This window comes from Pseudomonas sp. SJZ077, from assembly GCF_007993905.1.
GTDB classification, from domain to species: domain Bacteria; phylum Pseudomonadota; class Gammaproteobacteria; order Pseudomonadales; family Pseudomonadaceae; genus Aquipseudomonas; species Aquipseudomonas mandelii.
Map to the genome: position 1 here is coordinate 39,850 of NZ_VIUJ01000031.1, position 21,335 is coordinate 61,184.

Here is a 21,335-nt window from a genome sequence, read left to right on the forward strand (position 1 = left end):
GTCAAAGCTCCGCGTACAGGCGACCGGGGTTGAAGATGCCCCGTGGATCGAGTTGGTCCTTCAAGTTGCGGTGATAGCGCATCAGCGCGTCCGGCAACGGTTGGAAGGGGCTGTCGATCAGGCCGTGGTTGTAGCAGGTCACATGCCCGCCGACTTCAGCGACGACCTTGCGGATGAACGCCGCTTCGGCATCGGATTTGAGCCAGCGCTGGGCGCCGCCCCAGTCGATCATTTGCAGGCCGGGCAGGGACAGTCGAGGCGTGTTGTGCGGGACCGACAGGCGCCACAGCGGCTGGTCTTCATCAAAGAAGCTCAGTCGATGTTCGTTGAGATCCGCCCAATACGAAGCCTCCAGCACTTCGCCACCCAAGCGGTCATGCGCCGCTGCCACCGAGCCTTCGCCACCTTCAAGCCGCAAGTGCAGGCGCTGACCGTCGTGGCACGCGGCGCTGATCGGCAGCGGTTGCTGTCCCCATTCGGCGAGGCGCAGCAAGGCACGATCGCTGTCCATTTCCAGGCTGATGCTTAACGCTTGCCGAGGTTTCGGCAGCACTTTCAGCGAGACTTCAGTGATCACACCCAGTGCGCCATAACTGCCGGCCATCAAGCGCGACAAATCGTAGCCGGCGACGTTTTTCATGACTTCGCCGCCGAAGCGCAAATGCTTGCCGTGGCCGGTGATGACCCGTGTCCCGAGCACAAAGTCCCTGACCGAGCCTGACCACGGGCGCCGCGGCCCGGACAGTCCACTGGCAATCATCCCGCCCACGGTGGCGCCGTCTCCGAAGGAGGGTGGTTCGCACGGCAGCATCTGCTGCGCCGCATCCAGCACATCGGCCAGTTCTGCCAACGGCGTGCCGCAGCGTGCGGTGATCACCAATTCGGTCGGGTCGTAGCTGACGATGCCTCGGTGGCTGCGGGTGTCGAGCACTTCGCCCGCCGCGATACGGCCCAGAAACGCTTTGCTGTTGGCGCCCTGGATCCGCAGGGGCGTGGCGTTTTGCAGGGCCTGATTAACCTGGTCCAGTAGCGCGCCGCTGTCATCGATGTCGTGTTCGCTGCGCATCAGAATCGCTCCAGATCAGGGAAGGGCATCTGACCCAGGTGAACGTGCATCGCGCCGAATTCGGCGCAGCGATGCAGCGTCGGAATGTTCTTGCCAGGGTTGAGCAGGCCGCCCGGATCGAACGCGGCTTTGACGGCATGAAACAGGGTCAGCTCGTCGCTGTTGAACTGCGCGCACATCTGATTGATTTTCTCGCGGCCGACCCCGTGTTCACCGGTGATGCTGCCGCCGACTTTCACGCACAATTCGAGGATCTTGCCGCCCAGGGCTTCGGCGCGGTCGAGTTCGCCGGGTTGGTTGGCGTCGAACAGAATCAGCGGGTGCATGTTGCCGTCACCGGCATGGAAAACGTTGGCCACCCGCAGGTCGTATTCAGCCGACAGCGCGGCAATCGCCTGCAGCACGCCGGGCAGCTCGCGGCGCGGGATCGTCCCGTCCATGCAGTAATAATCCGGCGAGAGGCGGCCCACTGCCGGGAACGCATTCTTGCGCCCGGCCCAGAAGCGCACGCGTTCCGCCTCATCCCTGGCCTGGCGGACTTCGGTGGCGCCGGCCTGTTCCAGCACCTGGCGCACACGGTCGCAGTCATCGTGGACGTCGGCTTCGACGCCATCGAGCTCGCACAGCAGAATGGCTTCGGCGTCGACCGGATAACCGGCGTGAATAAAATCTTCTGCGGCGCGAATGGCCAGGTTGTCCATCATTTCCAGACCGCCCGGAATGATGCCGGCGGCAATAATGTCGCCGACTGCACGACCCGCCTTTTCGACGGAATCGAACGCCGCCAGCAGCACCTTGGCCGTCTGCGGTTTCGGCAGCAGTTTGACCGTGACTTCGGTGATCACCCCCAGCATGCCTTCGGAACCGGTAAACAACGCCAGCAGGTCAAACCCGGGCGAGTCGAGCGCTTCGGAACCCAGGCTCAGGTGTTCGCCATCGACGGTGAGGATGTCGACTTTGAGCAGGTTGTGCACGGTCAGGCCGTATTTCAGGCAATGCACGCCACCGGCGTTTTCGGCCACGTTGCCGCCGATTGAACAGGCGATCTGCGAGGAGGGGTCCGGCGCGTAATACAGGCCGAACGGTGCGGCGGCCTGGGAAATCGCTAGGTTGCGCACGCCCGGTTGAACTCGCGCCGTGCGTGCGGCGGGGTCGATGTGCAGGATGTTGTTGAAACGCGCCATCACCAGCAGTACGCCTTTTTCGAGCGGTAGAGCACCGCCGGACAAACCGGTGCCGGCGCCGCGAGCAACCACCGGGACGTGAAACTCATGGCAGAGCTTGAGCACACCCTGGACTTCGTCGATATGGCGCGGCAGCACCACCAGCATCGGTGTAGTGCGGTAAGCGGACAGTCCGTCGCATTCATACGGCTTGAGTTCTTCGCGCTGATGCAGGACTTCCAGGTCCGGCAGGCGAGCGCTCAGTGCCTGGAGCAGGGCGGCTCTGTCGACATCAGGCAGAACGCCGTCGACGCGTTCATCGTAGAGGATGTTCATAGGCGGTTCACGACCCTCCGTTTGTTTTTATTAGAGGTCTGTTTGCGATGAAAGCTCACTTGCATCATTGGCCTGACGCGACCTACTGTCCATGTGTTGTTTGAGTGGTCGAACCAGTTTTTCAGGGGTTGTTTCTCCGCTTTTTAGAAAAATAACTGCCTATACATAAACTTAGGGTCGTATTCGAACGTGACGGGTTTTGCCGGTGAGGCTGGTCATACCAGTGGGAGGTTCGATGGAGAGTGCGAAAGTGACCCGTAATCCTCAAGTCGCAGACGTGGTCTGTGAGCGCATAGAACGCCTGATCGTCGACGGGGTCCTCAAAACCGGGCAATTGTTGCCTTCGGAACGGCGCCTGACCGAAAAACTTGGCGTCTCGCGCACGGCGCTGCGCGAGGGCCTGAAGTTGTTGCGCGCCCGGGGGATTATCAAGACGGAGCAGGGCAAGGGATCCTTTGTCGCTGATCTGTCGGGCCACGGCGCCGCATCGCCGCTGATGCATTTGTTCAGCTCACAACCGCGCACACTTTACGATTTGTTCGAGGTGCGCAGCCTGCTTGAGGGGGAGTCCGCTCGCCTGGCCGCCTTGCGCGGGACCGAGGCGGATTTTGTCCTCATCACCCGCAGCTATGAAGCGCTGCTCGATGCCCGCACGCGGTCGATGGAAGCGAGCGAACACGCCCGGCTCGATCATGCCTTTCACCTGGCGATCTGCGAGGCCTCGCACAACCCGGTGCTGGTGCAAACCTTGCGCTCGCTGACGGACTTGCTGCTCAACACCGTGTTTGCCTCGGTCAACAACCTCTACCACCGCGCACCGCAAAAACGCCAGATCGACCGTCAGCACGCCCGGCTCTACAACGCCGTGACCGGCCGCATGCCGGAGCAGGCGCGCAAGGCGGCCATCGCGCACATCCAGAGCATCTGCGAGAACCTCAGGGAAATCGAAAGCGAGGAGCAGCGTCTGGTCCGGGCCACGCTGCGCCTGGAAGGGTGGGCGTGAGGCCTGCCGTTTTTTGAGTGATGGCCTTTTACTATTGCTGGCAACGCTCTAGAATTCGCGGCCGCCCTCTGGTGTGGAGGCGCAATGCCATCATTTAAAGGAGTTGTCATGCAATTTGGGAAAATTCTAGGGTTGGCCTTGGTGCTCGGGCTAAGTGGTTGCGCCAGCTTTACCAAAGACGAAGTCGCTCCGGTCAATTTGCCGTCGATGGCCAGTTATTCGAACAAACCGAATGTCTACGTAGACTTCGATTTCTATCAAGGCGAGCCGAAAAGCGCTTCAGCCGTTGAAATGCCGCAAGCACGCGACATGCTAAAGCCGGAGCTGCAAAAAGTGCTGACCGATTCCGGTCTGTTCGGTCGCGTCACACTGGACGAGTTCCAGAAGCAGCCGGGTGATTACAACCTGCGCTTGAAGGTTTACAACCATCCACCGGGCGGTGGTCAGATGGTCATGGCCTTTATCAGTGGCCTGACGTTTACCGTCATCCCGACACTGGCGACCGACCAATACACCATGAGCCTGGAGACGCTGGATTCCCAAGGGCAGACGCTGACCAACGCGAGCAACCATGACGGAATCAATACCTGGATGGGCATCTGGTTTGTGCCGTTGATGGCCAACACCCCGAAAGAGGCAATCAGCGATACCTTCAGCCGCCAGGTCAATGCTCTGCTCAAGCAAGTCGTCGAGAGCAAAAGCCTGAAATACTCGGCACTCGATGCACAGGTGCCGCGGGCCTGACAAAAAACAAGAGCCGCACAAGCGGCTCTTTTTTTGCCCTTACTTGAGGGCTTGAATGAACTGCGGGTCGCTGTACAACGTCTTCAGCAAATCACGAACCATCGGGTTGTAGGCATTGGCCGCATTGGGGATCGCAATGGCGCCGAAAAAGCTGCTGTCCCACTGGCGGCTGACATCCTTGGTCGCGTCGTAAACCACCTCGTTGCCCTTGAGCAATGTAAAGCGCGCAGCAAGCTGGCCCGTGCCAGTGCCCATGCCTGCGGTCAGTTCATTCTTGACGACCAGCACATCCAGATGTCGCTGAGCTTGCGGGTTCAGCAGGCCCGCCCGACCCAGTTCTTCGGTAATCGCATCCTGTATATGTTGCGTGATACTGCCGCTCGGCGAGCTGATCGGGTTGGCCCGGACTGTCAGTGAGCCCTGACCGGCATCCGCCTTGACCAGAGCATTGCTGATCGATTGCAGGGGTGGGGTTTGCTTGAGCTGTTGGACGTTTTCAAAGCTCGGCTCATAACGGGTCATGGTCACGCCACAACCTTGCAGCAGCAGGGCGAACAGAGGGACCAACAATAGAAGTTTTTTCACGGCGTTTCCTTACGTGAGTGTTACCGGGGGCAGGATTATCGACTGATGGCAGATGGCTAGCAACTCGCTTTTAAACGTCGCTCAGAGAAGCGTTGCGCACATGGCAAGTTGTTTCCCTTAAGTTGATTGGGCTGTCGATTACCCCTGGAAACGGCACGACTGTCGTAAAAACGACCTGTTTACGCTGAACGCGAACCCTGTTCACTTTTCTGTTGAACGAGTGTTCAGCTTCGACTATGTTCGTTCCACCTCCCCGGCTGGTTGCGCGGGCTTGCGTTTCTTCTTTTCGAACGAGGCACTGGCATGCGGTTTTCACCCTTTGTTGAGCGGATTTCTGGCGACGGTGTAGCGGCCTGGGATATTCACAATGCGGCATTTGAAGCCCAGCGCCGCGGTGAGGATGTGATTATTCTCAGCGTCGGCGACCCGGATTTCCCCACCCCCGACTTCATCACCGATGCCGCGATTCATGCGCTGCGCGAGGGTGACACCCATTACACCGAGATCGCCGGTCGCCAGGCTTTGCGGGAAGCCATCGCCGCTCGGTACAGCGTGCTGTTTGACCGTGAGGTGACGGCGCCAAACGTCATCATTTCGGCGGGGGCACAGAACGCGCTGTTCATCACCTCGATGTGCCTGCTCAATACCGGCGACGAAGTGATTGCCCTGGACCCGATGTACGTGACCTATGAGGCAACGCTCAAGGCGTCCGGCGCCACGCTGGTGCGCGTGCCGTGCTCGGCGGATTCAGGTTTCCGGCTCGATGCCGCCGAACTGGCCAAGGCCATCACCCCGCGCACCCGGGCGCTGTTCTTCTCCAATCCGAATAATCCGACCGGTGTGGTGCTCAACCGTGAAGAGCTGCAAGCCATCGCCGACCTCGCCATCCAGTACGACCTGTGGGTCGTGGTGGACGAGGTCTATGAAAGCCTGACCTTCGAACGCGAGCACCTCAGCCTGGCCGCGTTGCCGGGCATGGCCGAGCGCTGTGTGGTGATCGGCAGCCTGTCGAAATCCCACGCGATGACCGGCTGGCGTACCGGTTGGATCGTTGCCGATGAAGCCCTCGTGGCTCACGCCGAAACCCTGGTGTTGAGCATGCTTTACGGTTTGCCGGGCTTTGTCATGGAGGCTGCGCTCAAGGCAGTTCAAGCCCATGAAGAGGTGACCCACGGCATGCGCGACATCTATCGCCGTCGTCGCGATCTGGTGGTGACCAGCCTGTCGGATTGCCCGGGAATTTCCGTGCTCACTCCAGATGCCGGCATGTTCGTGCTGGTGGACGTGCGTGACACCGGCCTGACCTCTCTGGAGTTCGCCTGGCGGCTGTTGCGCGAGGCGCGTGTCTCGGTGCTGGATGCGGCGGCGTTCGGCGAGCCGGCCCAGGGCTTTGTGCGGCTCTCGTTCACTCTGGGTGAAGAACGACTGGCCCAGGCCTGCCAGCGCATTCGCGACTTTGTGCGGGTGTTGAAAGGCGAAGCGCCGCGGCCGGTGATCAGCCGTGTGACCTGCGAAGCGGCGGTTGAACCGGTCAAGCCCAAAACCATGATCGAAGTCGATGGTCTGCACAAACGCTTTGGCAATATCGAGGTCCTCAAAGGCGTTTCCCTTACTGCTCGCGAAGGCGATGTGATCTCACTGATCGGTGCCAGCGGCTCGGGCAAAAGCACCTTGCTGCGCTGCATCAATATGCTCGAAGTGCCGGACCAGGGGCGCATTCTGGTGGACGGCGAAAGCATTCACCTGAACTTCGATCGTCCCGGCACGCCGCTGGTGAAGGACGCCAGGCAACTGGTGCGTATCCGTTCGAGCCTGGGCATGGTGTTCCAGAACTTCAACCTCTGGCCCCATCGCACGGTGCTGGAAAACCTCATCGAGGCGCCGACCCAGGTCCTGCGTGAAAGCCGTGCGGAGGCCACTGAACGGGCCGAAGCCTTGCTCGAACGCGTGGGGCTGGCGGCCAAGCGCAACGAGTACCCGGCGTTTCTCTCCGGGGGACAGCAGCAGCGGGTGGCCATCGCCCGGGCCCTGGCCATGCGGCCCAAGGTCATGCTGTTCGATGAACCCACCTCGGCACTCGACCCGGAACTGGTCGGCGAAGTGCTGCGGGTGATCCGCTCCCTCGCGGAAGAAGGCCGGACCATGATCCTGGTGACCCATGAAATGGCTTTCGCCCGCGATGTCTCTTCCCAAGTCGCCTACCTGCACCAAGGGCTGATCGAGGAAACCGGTTCGCCGGACGACGTGTTTGTACACCCACGCAGCGAGCGTTGCCGACAATTCGTCAACGCTCATCAGACTCGCTGAAAACATCATAAAAAGACGGGGAAAAATCATGGGAAATCGACGTTTGGCAAACTGGATGACGGGCGTAGCCTGCGTATTGCTAGCCGGGATGAGCGCGGCACAAGCACAACCGATCCGTTTCGCGGTCGCGGCTGAACCCTATCCGCCGTACACCGAGAAGCAGGCCAACGGTGAATGGAAAGGCTTTGAAGTCGACCTGATCCACAAGCTGTGCAGCGAAATGAAAGCCGAGTGCGAGATCAAGGAAGTGGCTTGGGATGGGATCATTCCATCGTTGCTGGCGAAGAAGATCGACGTGATTTTCTCGTCGATGTCGGTGACTGAGGAGCGCGAAAAACAGATCGCCTTCAGCAAGGCGTATTACGACTCCGTGATTGCGATTGTCGGGCCGAAAGGCACATCGGTGAAAACGTATCCGGATGACCTTAAGGGCAAAATCATCGGTGTGCAGAACTCGACGGTGAGCGCCAGTTACCTCAAGCAGTACTACGAAAAAATCGCTGACGTGAAGTATTACGACACCCAGGACTCGGCCAACGCCGACCTGATTGCCGGTCGCATCGACCTGATGATGGCGGACGGCACGGCGATGGCCGCCTTCGTGCAGACCCCGGATGCCCGCAACAGCAACCTGGAATACCTGGGTGCCGTGCCGTATGACCCGATTTTCGGCAAAGGCGTGGGCGCTGGTCTGCGTAAGGATGACGCCGAACTCAAGGCCCAACTCGACAAAGCCATCACCTCTTTGCTGGCCAGCAAAGACTATGACGACCTGTCCCAGCATTACTTCGGCACAAGCGTGAAACCCGCGTTCTGACGGCCACGCGCAAAACAACTCCATGGAATGAAATTTTCCTGAGGAAACACCCATCCCCGTAGGAGCGAGGCTTGCCCGCGAAGGGGCCCTTGAAGCCGCCAAAAGCTTCGCGGGCAAGCCTCGCTCCCACAAGAGGGCGGTGGTGCATCAAGGCCATCGATTGGAGACTGAAATGCCAGCCATGTTCGAATTGATCAACTTCAGCGAAACAGGATGGGGCGGTGCGCTGTTGAAGGGTCTTTGGATGACCCTGCAAATCTCGGCCGGGGCTTTTGTGGTCGGGCTGTTCATCGGTCTGGTGGTGGCCTGCCTGAAGCTCGGCGCGCCAAAGCCGATTGCGGCGCTGATGCGTGGTTACACGACCTTATTCCGGGCGATTCCGGAGTTGCTGTTGATCCTGCTGCTGTACTACGTCGGCTCAATGCTCCTCAATTCGCTGATGACGCAGATGGGCTACGGCGTCGTCAATGTCAGCGGTCCGTTGGCCGCCATCGTGGTGCTGGGGCTGGTGCAGGGCGCCTACGCCTCGGAGATTTTCCGCGCGGCGATCCAGGCGATCCCCTTCGGCCAGATTGAAGCGGCGAAGGCCTTCGGGCTGAGCGGTTTCGGTCTGTTCCGACGCGTCACGCTGCCGATCATGGCGCCGTATGCGATGGCCGGCATGGCTAACCTGTGGATCAACCTGATCAAGGACAGCGCCTTGATCAGTGTGGTCGGCACCAACGAGTTGTTGTACACCGCCAAGCAAGGGGCGGGTTCGACGCGTCATTACTTGTTGTTCTACCTCACGGCCGCGGCGTTGTATTACGCGGTGACGTTGGTGTCCAACTACCTGTCTGGACGGCTTGAGCGGCGTATTCGCCGTTGGATGCCTTTGGCTGAGTGAATGAAATGATTCCAGCGTGGATAGTTGAATACGCGGCGCTGTTGGGCCGGGGACTGCAAACGACCATCACCATCCTGTTAATTTCCAGTGTGCTCGGTTTTGCGCTGGCGGTGCTGGTGGCGCTGGCGCGGATCTCGAAAAACAAGGGGATCGCCAAGGCCAGCCAGTTCTACACCAGCGTGTTGCGCGGTACGCCGTTGCTGATCCAGATCTACATCTTCTACTACGGGCTCGGCAGCGTATTTGCGCAGTTCCCGCTGATACGCGGCAGTTTTCTCTGGCCGTATTTGCGCGACGGTTACTGGTACATCGTGTTCGCCCTGGTGTTGTCGGTGGGCGCGTATGTCGGCGAAGTGATTCGCGGCGGGCTGCTGGCGGTGCCAAAAGGCGAGATGGAAGCGGCCTCGGCGTTTGGCATGACACCGCGCCAATCGCTGCTGCGGGTGCGATTGCCTCGGGCGCTGCGGTTGCTGTTGCCGACACTGGCCGGGGAAACCGTGATGTTGCTGAAATCCACGGCGCTGGCCTCGACGATTGCGATTGTCGATCTGCTGGGTGCCGCGAACGTGGTGCGGGCGCAGACCTTGCAGGTTTATGAACCGTTGTTGCTGGTGGCCGGGGTCTACGTCTGCCTGACGTTCCTGATCGAGGCGCTGTTTGCCTTTGCCGAACGGCGCGGGACGCCTGTGCGCAGGTCGCTGTAATGAGCACCTCGCAGGTCGTCGACCGTTCGCTGCAGGGCATCGGCCTGTGCACCTTGGGGTACATGTTTCTGACGTTGCAGGACGCGGTCATCAAGTGGCTGGTGACCGATTATTCGGTGGTCACCATCCTGTTCTGGCGCAGCCTGGTGGTGGTCGTCGCGTGCCTGTTGGCCGGGCGTCTGCGCCTGGTCCAGCGGGCCTGGCGTTCGCCGAGCCGGCGCTTGCTGGTGGTGCGCGGTTTGTTGTCGATCGTGGCCTGGCTGCTGTATTACACGGCCGCGCGGGACCTGTCGCTGGCGGAAATGACCACCCTGTATTTTTCCGCGCCGATCATGGTCACGGTGCTGGCGGCGGTGATTCTCAAGGAGCGGGCCAGCGGCTGGCAGTGGTTTTCCCTGATCCTGGGGTTTGTCGGGGTGATCATCGCTTGTCGTCCAAGCAACATCGCCGATCCGTGGCCCATCGTGCTGACGCTGCTGGCGGCGATGTGCTGGGCGTTCACTTACATCCAGTTGCGTCAGGTGGATGACCAGACGTCAGTGCTGGAGCAGATGCTGATCACCAACGTGGTGTTCGTGCTGTGCATGACCGTCGCGTTGCCCTGGACGTTCACCCCGGCACCGACGCCGGCGTGGCTGGGCATGCTGGTTGCCGGTCTGGTGGGTGGTATCGGTCAGTTCCTGCTGTTTGCCAGTTTTCAACGGGCCACTGCCACCTTGCTCGCGCCGTTCGAGTACACCGGGTTGATCTGGGCGTTCCTGCTGTCGAGTCTGATCTGGGGCACATTGATGGATGTGTCGCTGATGATCGGTGCCGGCCTGATTGCGGTCAGCGGCACCCTGGCGATGATCTTCGGGCGCCACCCCTCACAGGATGTCGTCGGTGCTGAATGCTCCGTGACGCAGCCCCTTTATCCAGCAGCGACAGATGTGGAGGCCGTTGGCGGGGCTGAAGGTTTCGGGGTTGAGACACCACTCGATCCAGAGTCCGTCGAGCATCGCCGATAAACCGATGGCGGCCAGGCGTGTGTCGTGGATCACGAAACCTTCGCTGGCGGCCATGTCATCGAGCAACTGGCGCAGCAGATCGAGGTAGGCGCGGTAGCTTTTTTCGTGGGACTGGCTGACGTGTTCGGAGTGCCGAATCAGGCTCCAGAACACCACCCAGACGCCAAGCAATTGCGGGTCCATGACCCTTGGCGAAAAAGAACCGACGAGAAACGCGTCCATTTTTTGCGCCGGGGTGGCGGCCTGCTGGATTTCCTGGCGCAGGGCGGTGGTCAGTTCGCTGGCGATCTTCTGGTACGTGTCGGCAATCAACGCATCGATGCTGCCGAAATGGTGATTGAGCAGGCCGACGGACACCCCGGCTTCGGTGGCTATACGGCGCACGGAAATGCCCGCATGGCCGTCGCGGACCAGGCAACGCAACGTGGCGGCCACCAGCATCTCGCGACGCTCATCGGGCTCCGCGCGACGGTTTTTTGGAGAGGGGGTTGTCACACGGGAATCCTTGGGTGCAGTGCCAGGTTGGCGAGCTTAGTTGAACATGCGTTCAATCTCCAGTGTCGGCCGCAGTGATGCACCGGTTTTTAACGTTCATGACGGGGGAGGACAAGCAGATGGCGCAGGATATTTCGTTCAGTGTTCGCAACAACAACGGCGATCCGGTGCAGGTCGGCGCGTGGCGTTTCGGGGGCGACGGCAGCGGGCCGAAGGTGCATTTGCAGGCGGGGGTGCACGCCGACGAAATCGCCGGGATGCTGGTGTTGCATCTGTTGATGCAACGGCTTCTAGTCGTCGAGGCCGAGGGCCGGCTCAAGGGCAGTGTGACGGTGGTGCCGCAGGCCAATCCCCTGGGTATCGGGCAGTTTCGCCAGGGGCGGATTCTCGGTCGCTTTCACGATGCGACCGGGCATAACTTCAACCGCGCGTTCGACCAGTCAGCCGCGATGGAGCAACCTTCGACCAACGTCCAGGAGTGGCAGAAAAGCCTGGTGCAACTGGCGTCCACGGCGCAGGTGATGCTCGACCTGCACACCGATGACGAAGCCTTGCCCTACCTCTACGTGCACCGCAGTTTCTGGCCCCGTGCCCGCGAATTGGCGGCGGCGATGAAGATGGACGTGGCGATCATCTGGGATGACGGCGGCGACGGCTCCTTCGAAGAAACCATCATCGCCCCGTGGCTGCGTGATGGCGTCACCGCGCAACGCATGGCCGCGACCCTGGAGCTACGTGGGCAGGGCGATGTCAGCGATCGGTTGGCCGAGCAGGACGCCGCGGGACTGTACGCCTGGCTGTGCAGTTGCGGGGTCATCGACGAGGCGTTGTCACCCGGTGACTGGCCCGTCGAAGTGATGGAAATGGGCCAGATGGAAACCATCCTCGCGCCGCAACCCGGGGTGTTGATCTTTGAAAAGGAACTCGGTGACTTCGTCGAGGAAGGGCAGCGCTTTGCGCGGATTCTGCGACGGCCCGGTGATCCGTCTTCCGAAGTGGTGCTGGTGGCCGAGCAGGCGGGGCGGATGGTCACACGCTATCGGGACCGGCTCGTGTCGCAGGGCATGGTGGTGGCGAAACTCACCGGGAGCCGGATTTCGCGCAACTGGAGTGGCGGGTTGCTGGACCCGAACTAGGCGCAGAGCATTCGTTCAGCCTGTTGGCCACCTCCGCTGAAGATAAGCGGGGTGGCCTTCACGCTAGTTCCCATCCGCCACTTTGCGTTCTATCTCATCTATCTTTCGTTGGAGCGCCTCGGCTTCATCCTCTTCGGGATGCGTTTCTGAATCGAGCTCTTCGGCGTCCTTGTCTTTCCGATCCCGTTCGATGTCACTGTCATCGCTGTTCATCGCGTGTACCTCCGTTGATCTACACATTGGATGCAGGGGCGCAGAGGGAGTTCGAGATTTTTTTGCCGGGGTTCAAGCGCACATGCAATCCCGGCTTCGGCCTGTAAACTGTCCGCGTTCAAGGCATCGACCGCCTCGTTATTCCTTCAAGAAAGAGATCCTCCATGGCAAACCAAGACATCACGTTCACCCCTGATCCCGACGCGGATTCCATCTCCTCCGACGTCGCCGGTTTCGGCGGCATGCTGGTCTCCACCCAAATCCCCACCCGCGCCGACGGCAGCCTGGAACTGGGCGATATCACCCTGCAGAGCGAGTGCACGCTGCAGGCGCTGAAGGTCGCGCTGGAGCGTGCCGGCAGTTCCATGGACCGGATGCTGCACCTGACCATCTACCTCACCGACATGGCCGACCGCGCCGCGTTCAACGAGGTTTATAAACGCTTTTTCGCCAAACCGTGGCCGGTTCGTGCCGCCGTTGGTGTGGCCGCCTTGGCGGTCGAAGGCATGCGCGTGGAAGTCACCGCGATGGCCGCCAAAGCCTGACGGTGCGGGTCAGGTGTGATGAAAATCCACCTGACCCGGTTTCAAAAACAACGACCTTGCATGCCTCCTCGCGATACCCCTTATCCCTCTACGAATTTAGTTTCGCCTCCCACAGAAAAGCAGATCATCACTCCGTTGGAACTCCCCATCACCCCCCTTCGTCATCTGCAGTGAGGGAGGCTGCACTCACTGCGAACTCCCGGAACGCTTGATTACAGACAGAAGGCGAGGGATGACATGAATACTTCAGACAGCACCACCGGGAGTCAGCCAGACAAGCCCGATTCCCCAGGGCCGGAGCCAGGCTTTGAGCACTTGAAGGAGGACGTGACGGAGGCACTTGAGGGTGCACGACAACAGGCGGACGCTCAGTTCGGGCAATACCGCGACACCGCCGCCGATCAGATCGAGGCTTTGGCCAAGGGCGCGAAATCGGTTGTCTCCGAACTCGAAAGCAAGGACACCCTCGGCATGTCCGACTACCTGGCCGACATGGCGGAATCCATGAGTGGCCTGGCCGGAAACTTGCGCGGCAAAAGTGCCGAACAGCTGCTGCATGACGGGGCCGAGCTGGCCCGCAGCAATCCAGGGCTGTTCATTGCCGGCAGCATCGCACTGGGCTTCGGCCTGTCGCGATTCCTGAAGGCCGGCAGTTCCCCGGCGGCCACCTTCACCGATGCCAACAACCCGGCAGCCGGCCACTCGATGCCTCCGCCAGGCGGTTTTGGTGCGCAACGCCCCTATGAAACCTCAGTCGCGTCTCGCACTGACAACACGCCGGCCTCCCCGAGCGAGCAAGACCACCCTTCGAACTTCGCGACGACCTCCACACCGGGTTCGACAAACGTCAATGGAGCACTGTGATGAACAGAGAAGATCCAGATTTTCCAGGCTCAAGACCGGTACACGCGCCGGACCATGACGCTTCGGTCGTCGGTCTGTTACGTCAGTTATCCCGTGAAGTGCCCGCGCTGTTCACCAAGGAACTGGCGCTGGCCAAAGCCGAACTTCAAGCCAGTCTCACAACACTCAAAGCCGGCATCGCCGGGGTTGCGGGAGGGGCGATTGTCCTGTTGGCGGGGTTCATCATTCTGTTGATGTCCGCAGTCTATGGCCTCAGCACCGTGATGGCGCCGTGGCTGGCGGCGCTGATTGTCGGCGTGGTGGTGATGATCGTCGGGTTCGCCATGCTGCAGTCCGGGAAAAAACAATTCGAGCCGTCCCACTTCAAGCCTGATCGCACGCTGGATGCCTTGAACAAAGACCAGGAAGCGCTGCGGAGGAAAGTCTCATGAACAGTGAATTCGACATCGAAGCGGGAAAAAGCCCTGAAGCCATCGAGCGTGAAATCGATGCTCAGCGGGCGAGTATCGGCAACATCGTCGATGCGCTGGAAAGCAAGTTCACCCCTGGGCAGATGTTCGATCAGGCGCTGACGATGATGCAAAGCAACGGCACGACATTCCTGACTAACCTGGGCACCAGCGTTCGCAACAATCCGGTTCCCGCCGTCCTGACATCCGTCGGTTTGCTGTGGTTGATGATGAGTCAGAATCGCCCGCCGTCACCCCGTCCAGGCTATCGCGTGGGCCCGGATCAGAACAAAGTCGGCGAGTGGACCGACGGTCTGGCTGATGGCATCGACAGTGCCCGTGACCATTTGCACCAGACGGCTGACACGCTCAAGGACGGTTATCAGACCATCAAGGGCAAGGCCGCCCACATGGGCGACAACCTGGGTGCTGCTACCGACACCATCAGTCATGCCGTGCATGATGCCAGTGACCGGTTGGTCCGCAGTTCGCAGGTGCTGGGGACTCAATTCAGTCAGTTGTTGAAGGAGCAACCCCTGATGGTCGCCGCCGCGGGCATCGCGTTAGGCGCCATGCTGGGCGCGGCATTGCCTTCGACAGCGACCGAGCAACGCTACATGGGCAAAACCAGCGCCGGCCTGGCCGATAAGGTAAAGCAACAGGCGAGGGAGGGGTTCGAGGCTGTGCGCGACACCGTGACCAAAACCACCGATCACTCGGACGTAGAAACGAAACCGCAAGGGGAATACCACGCGGCCTCCGATACACCAGCCGATCTGTCACGAGGTTTGGGCACCTCGTAATCCGGCGCTTCATAAAGGGCTGCAAAAAACAGCGGGAGGCCTGACAAAGACCTCCCGTTTTTTTCCGCTTCTCAAGCGCCGTCGAACGATGAAAAACAGGTGAGACAGCGGTGGAGATCTGGCGACCGATAAAAGTTTGAATCGATTGATTGATCGCCGACGACTGGTGACAAAAGCATGCCAAAACCCGCCTCCAATGCCGCCTGTCGCGAGTGGCCAATCTTTTTAAAATTTTCTCAGGCGCGGCACCTTCAGATAACTGTGGGCGGCGCATTTGGTCATTTGCCGGATGGGTATCGACGCCCCTTCAGGCCTGAGGAGATTCGTCATGTTTCTACATAACAAACGACTTCAATACACCGTGCGTGTCGCCCAACCCAATCCGGGGTTGGCGAACCTTTTGCTCGAACAATTCGGCGGCGCCCAAGGCGAACTGGCGGCGGCGTCCCGCTACTTCACCCAGGCTTTGGCCGAGGATGATCCGGGAAGAAAGGATCTGCTAATGGACATTGCCACTGAAGAGCTCAGTCACCTGGAGGTCGTCGGATCGATCATCGTGATGCTCAACAAGGGCGCCAAGGGTCAACTGGCAGAAGGGGTGGACGAAGAAGGCGAGCTGTACCGCGCGATCAATGGAGCGGGCAATGACTCGCACATTACCAGCCTGTTGTACGGCGCCGGGGCACCGCTGACCAATTCGGCCGGAGTGCCGTGGTCGGCCGCGTATGTCGACACCATCGGTGAGCCGACCGCTGACTTCCGCTCCAACATCGCCGCCGAGGCTCGCGCCAAAATCGTCTACGAGCGCTTGATGAACATCACGGATGATCCCGGGGTGAAAGAGGCGCTGGGGTTTCTGATGACCCGCGAGATCGCCCATCAACTCTCCTTTGAGAAAGCCCTGCACGCGATCCAGCCGAACTTTCCGCAGGGCAAGCTTCCCGGCATGCCGGAATTCACCAACGTCTATTTCAACCTGTCCCAAGGCGAAGGCAGCACTCGCGGGCCATGGAACCAGGGCGAGGACTGGAACTACGTGAACGATCCACAGCCGGCAGTCGATGGCGGGGACGGCACGGCAAGCGTCCAGCTCAGCGCCGAAGACGAGGAGCTGTTGCTGGCCATGAAAGTCCGCACGATGTCTGACCCTGAAAGCGATCCGATCACGGGTGCTGACTTGGGGGCGGGCCTCTACGGAAAACCCGATGCGTGACGAGGGTCACCGCACGCCACCCGGCGTGCGGTTTTTTGTGGTGCTGGAGAGTTGAGGTGAACCCCATGAATTCCAATCCAGACGCTTTTTCCGCCGAGGCTACACAGGACTTTTACCGGCTGTTCAATACCACTGCAATGGCGTTCGAACGAGACGCTTTGCGGATATCAAAACAGATCCGGATGGCTGCGCCTGAAGCGACCCGTAAGCGCTCCAACGGAAAACAGGTGTCCTGATGTCGGACCATTCTTCGCCTGCAAGAGGCCCTTGGCGCGCCTGGTTTGCCCCAGGAAAAAGCGGCAGTTGGCTGAGCATTCTGTTCTGGTCAACTCTGGTGGGTGTCACCGCTCTGCTGCTGGTCAGCGGCTACAGCGCCTTGACCGGGGCGGATCGAGTCAACTTGCGGTATGCATTCCTGGGCGGCGTCTCGGGTTTCGGCGCGACCGCACTGGGCGCCGTTTTGGCCGTGGTCTTGCGTGACATTGCCGCACGGACTCAGGACATCATGCTGGGTTTCGCCGCGGGCATGATGCTCGCGGCCAGCTCGTTCTCTCTCATTCTTCCTGGTATCGCGGCGGCGCAGGCCATTTGCGGCAATAAGCTGCTGGCGGCGTGTGTCGTGGTCCTTGGGTTGGGTTTGGGCGTGGCTCTGATGATCGGGCTGGATCGCTTTGTCCCCCATGAGCATCAGAAGATTGGTCGCAAGGGCCCGCACGCACAGCGCATCAATCGAGTCTGGCTGTTCGTGTTGGCTATCACGCTACATAACTTGCCGGAAGGCATGGCCATCGGCGTCAGTTTTGCCAACGGGGACATGAAGGTGGGTCTGCCATTGACCACCGCGATTGCCATCCAGGACATCCCCGAAGGACTGGCCATTGCACTGGCGCTGCGAGTGACGGGTGTGTCGACGTTGCGGGCGGCGCTGATCGCGGTCGGCTCAGGGCTGATGGAGCCATTGGGCGCTGTCGTGGGACTGGGCATTTCCACCGGCTTCGCGCTGGGTTACCCGGTTGCCCTGGGCCTGGCGGCGGGCGCGATGATTTTCGTCGTCTCCCACGAGGTGATTCCCGAGACTCACCGCAATGGCCACGAAACCCCGGCGACGCTGGGCCTGATGCTAGGGTTCGGGCTCATGATGTTTCTCGATACGGCGTTAGGCTAGGCTTGATTCAAGGGCAAGGTGAGGGGTGAGGCGATGGACAGGCACCTGAAGTTTGGCATTGAAGAGGAATACTTCATTACGGACCTGGCCACCCGGCGCATGGCCGAGAATCCTCCCGACGTATCGATTGAAGCGTGTCAGGGGGTGCTCGGCGATTGTTTCGCCCATGAAATGTTCAAGGGGCAGATCGAAGTCGCGTCCCCCATCTTCACCAGTGTCGCGCAAGCAGCGCAGTACCTGTTTTCTGCGCGCTCAAGGTTGCGGGGGACGCTCGAACGTCACGGTCTGGGACTGCTCAGTGCCGGCAGCCACCCATTGTGCGATTGGCGTTTGCAGCACGCCACCGACCATCCTCATTTTGTTCAACTGTTTGAAGACTACCAGCACGTGGCAAGGCGCAGCGTGCTGTCCGGCCTGCACGTGCATGTTGAAGTGCCAGGGCATGTGGACCGTATTCAAGTGATGAACGAGGTCTTGCCGTGGTTGCCGCTGTTGTTGGCACTGAGCACATCGTCACCTTTTTGGGACGGCGCCGACAGCGGCTTCATGAGCTACCGTCAAACGGCGTGTGATGAATGGCCGCGGATGGGCATTCCTGAATTCTTCGAAGATCAAAGCGCCTATGAAGCCTACGTCGCCATGCTGATCCGCACGGGCACGATCAAGCAGGCGGGCGATTGCTGGTGGGGCTTACGACCTGCCGCGAAATACCCAACGCTGGAGATGCGCATGACGGATGCCTGTCCGCGCCTGGATGACGTCTTGTGCATCGCCTCTTTGTTTCGCTTGCTGGTGGCCCATGCCATTGACCAACCTCGCCCGGGATTGTGCTATTCGCAAGTGTCGCAATGGATCCTCAAGGAAAATCGCTGGCGGGCGAAACGGTCCGGCATCCACGCAGCCTTCATCGTTGAAGGCTACGATCGACCGTTCTCTGCGGCGCAATGGCTGTTCAGGGCGCAACAGATTCTTGGAGACACGGCGCAGAAGATGGGCGTGGAGGATGTGTTCGCCCAGGCCCGCCGGATTCTCCGGGACGGCACCAGTGCAGACCGGCAGCGGAGAGTGTATGCGCGAGCCTTGCGTGGGGGAGGGGATGTTGACGCCGCGCTGTCGCAAGTGGTGGATCAGCTGCTGATGGAAACGTCGCAGGCGCCGTGCATCAGTGAAACGGCGCTCACCTAAGACCGAAGATAATCTCCAGCCGAACAAGCCCCCTGTGGCGAGTAATGCTGTTCACTTAAACGCAACGTCGTATCTGTGGCGAGGGAGCTTGCTCCCGTTGGACTGCGCAGCAGGCCCTTTTTGGGGACGCTTTGCGACCCAGCGGGAGCAAGCTCCCTCGCCACAGGGTTCTTGTTCGACTGGAGATTGTCTTGGATAAGTGAAGGTTTGAGTTTTGGAGTCCGGGTGAATTGATGACAAGGCGGGATTGGAGCCTGCACTGGCCCAATCCCGCGCGCTGCTATTTCAGCCCTGCAACGGCGGTGTCCGAGGCGGGATCATTCGTTTGCTGCCGGCCGACTCAAACGCCGAAGCAAAGCGCAGCAGCGCTGAGTCGTCATAGGCACGACCGGCAAAGGTCAGCCCGACCGGCATGCCGATGTCCGGCATGACGCCCATCGGCACCGTGACCGTCGGCACACCGAGGTGGCGGATGGCGAGGTTGCCGTTGGCGACCCACACACCGTTACTCCACGCGATGTCCGCCGACTGCGGATCGACATCGGCATTTGCCGGCCCGACGTCGGCCACTGTCGGGAATAGCACCGCATCGAGCTTCAGCCGGTCCATCCAGTCTTCAAGGTCGATTCGACGTGTTTCTTCAAGCCCGCGCAGGCCGTCCGGCAGCGTGGTGATCTGATCCCACGGCGTGATGCCACGCTCGGCCATCTTCACGTATTCGTCCATGCCGGCGGCAAGGTCGTCTTCGCGATTGGGCAGGGTGCCTGGGTCATGCGGGAAGATCAGCGGCCCGTCGACATCGGCCAGGCGATTCAGTTTCGGATCACCGTTGGCCCGCAGAAAATCATCGAACGCCCAGGCCGACAGGTCCCACAACTCATGGTGCAGGAACTCCTTGGACACCAGGCCGCGAGTGAACACGGTCGGCGCACCCGGACGATCGCCTTCGCAATTCGATACCAGCGGGAAGTCGACTTCGACCACCTCCGCACCAGCGGCTTCGAGTGCCCGCCGGGCGTCTTCCCAGAGATCGATCACGCTAGGGCGGGTATTGATTTTCTGCCCCGTCGGGCCACCGATGCCCGGCGACTCGCTGGTGCCCGCGTCAGGGTCCGCGTTGATGTACATGCGCGGCACGCCGAAGCGTTTTCCAGCGAGCGCACCGGTGGTCGCGGCCAGCCCCGCGTAGGACGCGGGGCGCACCGACGCGACGCTCGGTATCGGCACCCAGGGTTGCATTCGCCACAGATCGCCGCGTGTATCCGGGTCTTGCGCCACCACCACGTCGAGCACCTCAAGCAGGTCGGCCATGGTTCGCGCGTAGGGCACAACCACGTCCATCGTCGGCGTCAGCGGCCAGTTGCCGCGCACCGAAATCACCCCGCGCGAAGGGGTATAGGCGCACAAGCCATTGTTCGAGGCCGGACCGCGGCCGCTCGACCAGGTTTCTTCGGCAAGGCCGAAGGCCGCGAAACTGGCGGCGGTGGCCGTCCCGGCGCCGTTCGATGAGCCCGATGCGAAAGGCGCCGTCAGGTAGTCAGCGTTGTACGGGCTCTCGGCCCGGCCATAGACCCCGCGCTGCATGCCGCCATTGGCCATCGGCGGCATGTTGGTCTTGCCCAGGCAGATGGCCCCGGCGGCGCGCAGCCGTTCGATGGTGAAGGCATCGCGATAGGCAATCAGGTTTTTGAAGGCCGGACTGCCAGAGGCCGCGGTGAGGCCTTTCACCAGATAACTGTCCTTGGCCGTGTAGGGAATGCCATCCAGCGGGCCGAGCGTTTCGCCCTTGGCCCGACGGGCATCGGACGCTTGCGCTTCGTTGAGCGCCTCGGGGTTGCGAACCACCACCGCGTTGAGCGCGGTTGGCGTGTCGGGGCCGTCGTAGGCGTCGATCCTGGCAAGGTAGGCCTGGACCAGCTCAACTGCCGTGGTCTGGCCAGACTCCAGCGCCGCTCGCAATCGGGCAATGGACACTTCGGTGACTTCGATCATGCTGTTACCACTGACGGCTGATGGGGAAGGAGGTGGCGGTTGGCCTCTTGCCAGGTCTTGGGCTCAGGGGTATCACTTGTCTGAAAATGGGTGTTCATATCGATTTCTCGTTTCACGGCAATACACGACAGGGTCTGGACTTGAAACCTGGGCTGCCTATTTAGCACCAAGGAAGGCACGGAGGGAAACGGTGCAGCGGATTGTGCCGGTTACGACACCTTCTGTTCCATCCCGTCGTGTTTGATTCAGAGGAGATGCAACATGGACCGATTCACCGGTGGCTGCGTGTGCGGCAATGTTCGAATCGAGGCATCAGGACGGCCCTACCGGGTCGGCCTCTGTCACTGTCTCGATTGCCGCAAGCATCATGGGGCCCTTTTCAATGCCAGCGCGATCTTCCCTCAGGCGGCGGTGACGATCGAGGGCGAAACATGCGACTACGCCGGGCGGCATTTTTGTCCGCGCTGTGGATCGTCCGTTTTCGCACGCACCGCCGATGAAATCGAAGTGAACCTAGGGTCTCTCGATGCCCCTGATCAACTGACGCCAACCTACGAAAGCTGGATCGTGCGTCGCGAGTCCTGGTTGCCGGCGTTTGCGCTCATCAGGCACTACGAACACGACCGTGAGGGTACGGGGCGTTTGGAGGAGTAGGGC

General features: G+C 60.7%; 22 protein-coding genes and 1 pseudogene. 17 read left to right on the forward strand and 6 right to left on the reverse strand.

The window, feature by feature from the left end:
- Position 1: 1 nt before the first annotated feature.
- Both glcE and glcD read right to left on the reverse strand, forming a co-directional pair.
- Entirely contained in the window at positions 2–1,066 is a 1,065-nt protein-coding gene (gene glcE, locus FBY01_RS29790) for a glycolate oxidase subunit GlcE (protein ID WP_145310773.1), read from the reverse strand.
- Entirely contained in the window at positions 1,066–2,565 is a 1,500-nt protein-coding gene (gene glcD, locus FBY01_RS29795; RefSeq protein ID WP_010459055.1) for a glycolate oxidase subunit GlcD, read from the reverse strand. The genes glcE and glcD overlap by 1 nt, the downstream gene beginning before the upstream one ends.
- Before the next feature lie 235 nt (positions 2,566–2,800).
- Here glcD and glcC point away from each other — a divergent pair, with 235 nt between their 5' ends.
- Positions 2,801–3,568, forward strand: a complete 768-nt coding sequence (gene glcC / locus FBY01_RS29800; RefSeq protein WP_077748786.1) for a transcriptional regulator GlcC — start codon at positions 2,801–2,803, stop codon at positions 3,566–3,568.
- Between the two features lie 108 nt (positions 3,569–3,676).
- The gene (locus FBY01_RS29805; RefSeq protein ID WP_010459059.1) at positions 3,677–4,312 is read left to right on the forward strand and encodes a hypothetical protein; all 636 of its coding nucleotides are present in this window, start codon (positions 3,677–3,679) and stop codon (positions 4,310–4,312) included.
- A gap of 39 nt (positions 4,313–4,351) precedes the next feature.
- Here the strand turns inward: FBY01_RS29805 and FBY01_RS29810 are convergent, their stop codons facing one another.
- Complete coding sequence (locus FBY01_RS29810) at positions 4,352–4,897, reverse strand: hypothetical protein (RefSeq protein ID WP_145310771.1); 546 nt, start codon at positions 4,895–4,897, stop codon at positions 4,352–4,354.
- A gap of 303 nt (positions 4,898–5,200) precedes the next feature.
- Between FBY01_RS29810 and FBY01_RS32155 the strand changes: the two genes are divergently transcribed.
- From FBY01_RS32155 to FBY01_RS29835, 5 genes are all read left to right on the forward strand, one after another.
- Entirely contained in the window at positions 5,201–7,204 is a 2,004-nt protein-coding gene (locus FBY01_RS32155; protein WP_145310769.1) for an aminotransferase class I/II-fold pyridoxal phosphate-dependent enzyme, read from the forward strand.
- Between the two features lie 28 nt (positions 7,205–7,232).
- A complete protein-coding gene (locus FBY01_RS29820) occupies positions 7,233–8,021 on the forward strand; it encodes a transporter substrate-binding domain-containing protein (RefSeq protein WP_145310767.1) in 789 nt (262 codons plus the stop codon).
- Between the two features lie 172 nt (positions 8,022–8,193).
- Positions 8,194–8,907 (forward strand): ABC transporter permease, encoded by a 714-nt coding sequence (locus FBY01_RS29825; protein ID WP_010459070.1) that lies wholly within the window; start codon positions 8,194–8,196, stop codon positions 8,905–8,907.
- A 5-nt stretch (positions 8,908–8,912) separates the two neighbouring features.
- Positions 8,913–9,611, forward strand: coding sequence for an ABC transporter permease (locus tag FBY01_RS29830; protein ID WP_145310765.1), 699 nt, complete (start codon positions 8,913–8,915; stop codon positions 9,609–9,611).
- Positions 9,611–10,618, forward strand: coding sequence for a DMT family transporter (locus tag FBY01_RS29835; RefSeq protein ID WP_145310762.1), 1,008 nt, complete (start codon positions 9,611–9,613; stop codon positions 10,616–10,618). The genes FBY01_RS29830 and FBY01_RS29835 overlap by 1 nt, the downstream gene beginning before the upstream one ends.
- Here the strand turns inward: FBY01_RS29835 and FBY01_RS32060 are convergent.
- Positions 10,574–11,059, reverse strand: a pseudogene (locus FBY01_RS32060) (TetR family transcriptional regulator C-terminal domain-containing protein); the annotation flags it as partial. The gene FBY01_RS29835 and the pseudogene FBY01_RS32060 sit on opposite strands and share 45 nt — an antisense overlap.
- A 173-nt stretch (positions 11,060–11,232) precedes the next feature.
- Here FBY01_RS32060 and FBY01_RS29845 point away from each other — a divergent pair.
- Positions 11,233–12,249: a succinylglutamate desuccinylase/aspartoacylase family protein gene (locus FBY01_RS29845; RefSeq protein WP_145310760.1), complete on the forward strand. Its 1,017-nt coding sequence runs from the start codon at positions 11,233–11,235 to the stop codon at positions 12,247–12,249.
- 63 nt (positions 12,250–12,312) lie between these two features.
- Here the strand turns inward: FBY01_RS29845 and FBY01_RS31625 are convergent, their stop codons facing one another.
- The gene (locus FBY01_RS31625; protein ID WP_162179681.1) at positions 12,313–12,462 is read right to left on the reverse strand and encodes a hypothetical protein; all 150 of its coding nucleotides are present in this window, start codon (positions 12,460–12,462) and stop codon (positions 12,313–12,315) included.
- Between the two features lie 164 nt (positions 12,463–12,626).
- Here FBY01_RS31625 and FBY01_RS29850 point away from each other — a divergent pair, with 164 nt between their 5' ends.
- From FBY01_RS29850 to FBY01_RS29880, 8 genes are all read left to right on the forward strand, one after another.
- Positions 12,627–13,007, forward strand: coding sequence for a RidA family protein (locus tag FBY01_RS29850; RefSeq protein WP_145310759.1), 381 nt, complete (start codon positions 12,627–12,629; stop codon positions 13,005–13,007).
- A 237-nt stretch (positions 13,008–13,244) separates the two neighbouring features.
- Positions 13,245–13,871: a hypothetical protein gene (locus FBY01_RS29855; RefSeq protein ID WP_077748794.1), complete on the forward strand. Its 627-nt coding sequence runs from the start codon at positions 13,245–13,247 to the stop codon at positions 13,869–13,871.
- Positions 13,871–14,302: a phage holin family protein gene (locus FBY01_RS29860; protein WP_083377121.1), complete on the forward strand. Its 432-nt coding sequence runs from the start codon at positions 13,871–13,873 to the stop codon at positions 14,300–14,302. Before FBY01_RS29855 ends, FBY01_RS29860 begins: the two co-directional genes overlap by 1 nt.
- Entirely contained in the window at positions 14,299–15,123 is an 825-nt protein-coding gene (locus FBY01_RS29865; protein WP_145310757.1) for a DUF3618 domain-containing protein, read from the forward strand. Before FBY01_RS29860 ends, FBY01_RS29865 begins: the two co-directional genes overlap by 4 nt.
- 328 nt (positions 15,124–15,451) lie before the next feature.
- Positions 15,452–16,336: a manganese catalase family protein gene (locus FBY01_RS29870; RefSeq protein ID WP_077748797.1), complete on the forward strand. Its 885-nt coding sequence runs from the start codon at positions 15,452–15,454 to the stop codon at positions 16,334–16,336.
- A gap of 65 nt (positions 16,337–16,401) precedes the next feature.
- Positions 16,402–16,572 (forward strand): hypothetical protein, encoded by a 171-nt coding sequence (locus FBY01_RS31630; protein ID WP_154504182.1) that lies wholly within the window; start codon positions 16,402–16,404, stop codon positions 16,570–16,572.
- On the forward strand, positions 16,572–17,501 hold the full coding sequence (locus FBY01_RS29875) for a ZIP family metal transporter (protein WP_102593353.1): 930 nt from the start codon (positions 16,572–16,574) through the stop codon (positions 17,499–17,501). Before FBY01_RS31630 ends, FBY01_RS29875 begins: the two co-directional genes overlap by 1 nt.
- A gap of 33 nt (positions 17,502–17,534) precedes the next feature.
- The gene (locus FBY01_RS29880) at positions 17,535–18,686 is read left to right on the forward strand and encodes a carboxylate-amine ligase (protein WP_145310755.1); all 1,152 of its coding nucleotides are present in this window, start codon (positions 17,535–17,537) and stop codon (positions 18,684–18,686) included.
- 285 nt (positions 18,687–18,971) lie between these two features.
- Here FBY01_RS29880 and FBY01_RS29890 read toward each other — a convergent pair whose 3' ends face one another.
- The gene (locus tag FBY01_RS29890) at positions 18,972–20,678 is read right to left on the reverse strand and encodes an amidase (RefSeq protein ID WP_145310750.1); all 1,707 of its coding nucleotides are present in this window, start codon (positions 20,676–20,678) and stop codon (positions 18,972–18,974) included.
- Positions 20,679–20,939: 261 nt separating this feature from the next.
- Between FBY01_RS29890 and FBY01_RS29895 the strand changes: the two genes are divergently transcribed.
- Positions 20,940–21,332, forward strand: coding sequence for a GFA family protein (locus FBY01_RS29895; RefSeq protein WP_145310748.1), 393 nt, complete (start codon positions 20,940–20,942; stop codon positions 21,330–21,332).
- The last annotated feature ends 3 nt before the right edge of the window (positions 21,333–21,335 follow it).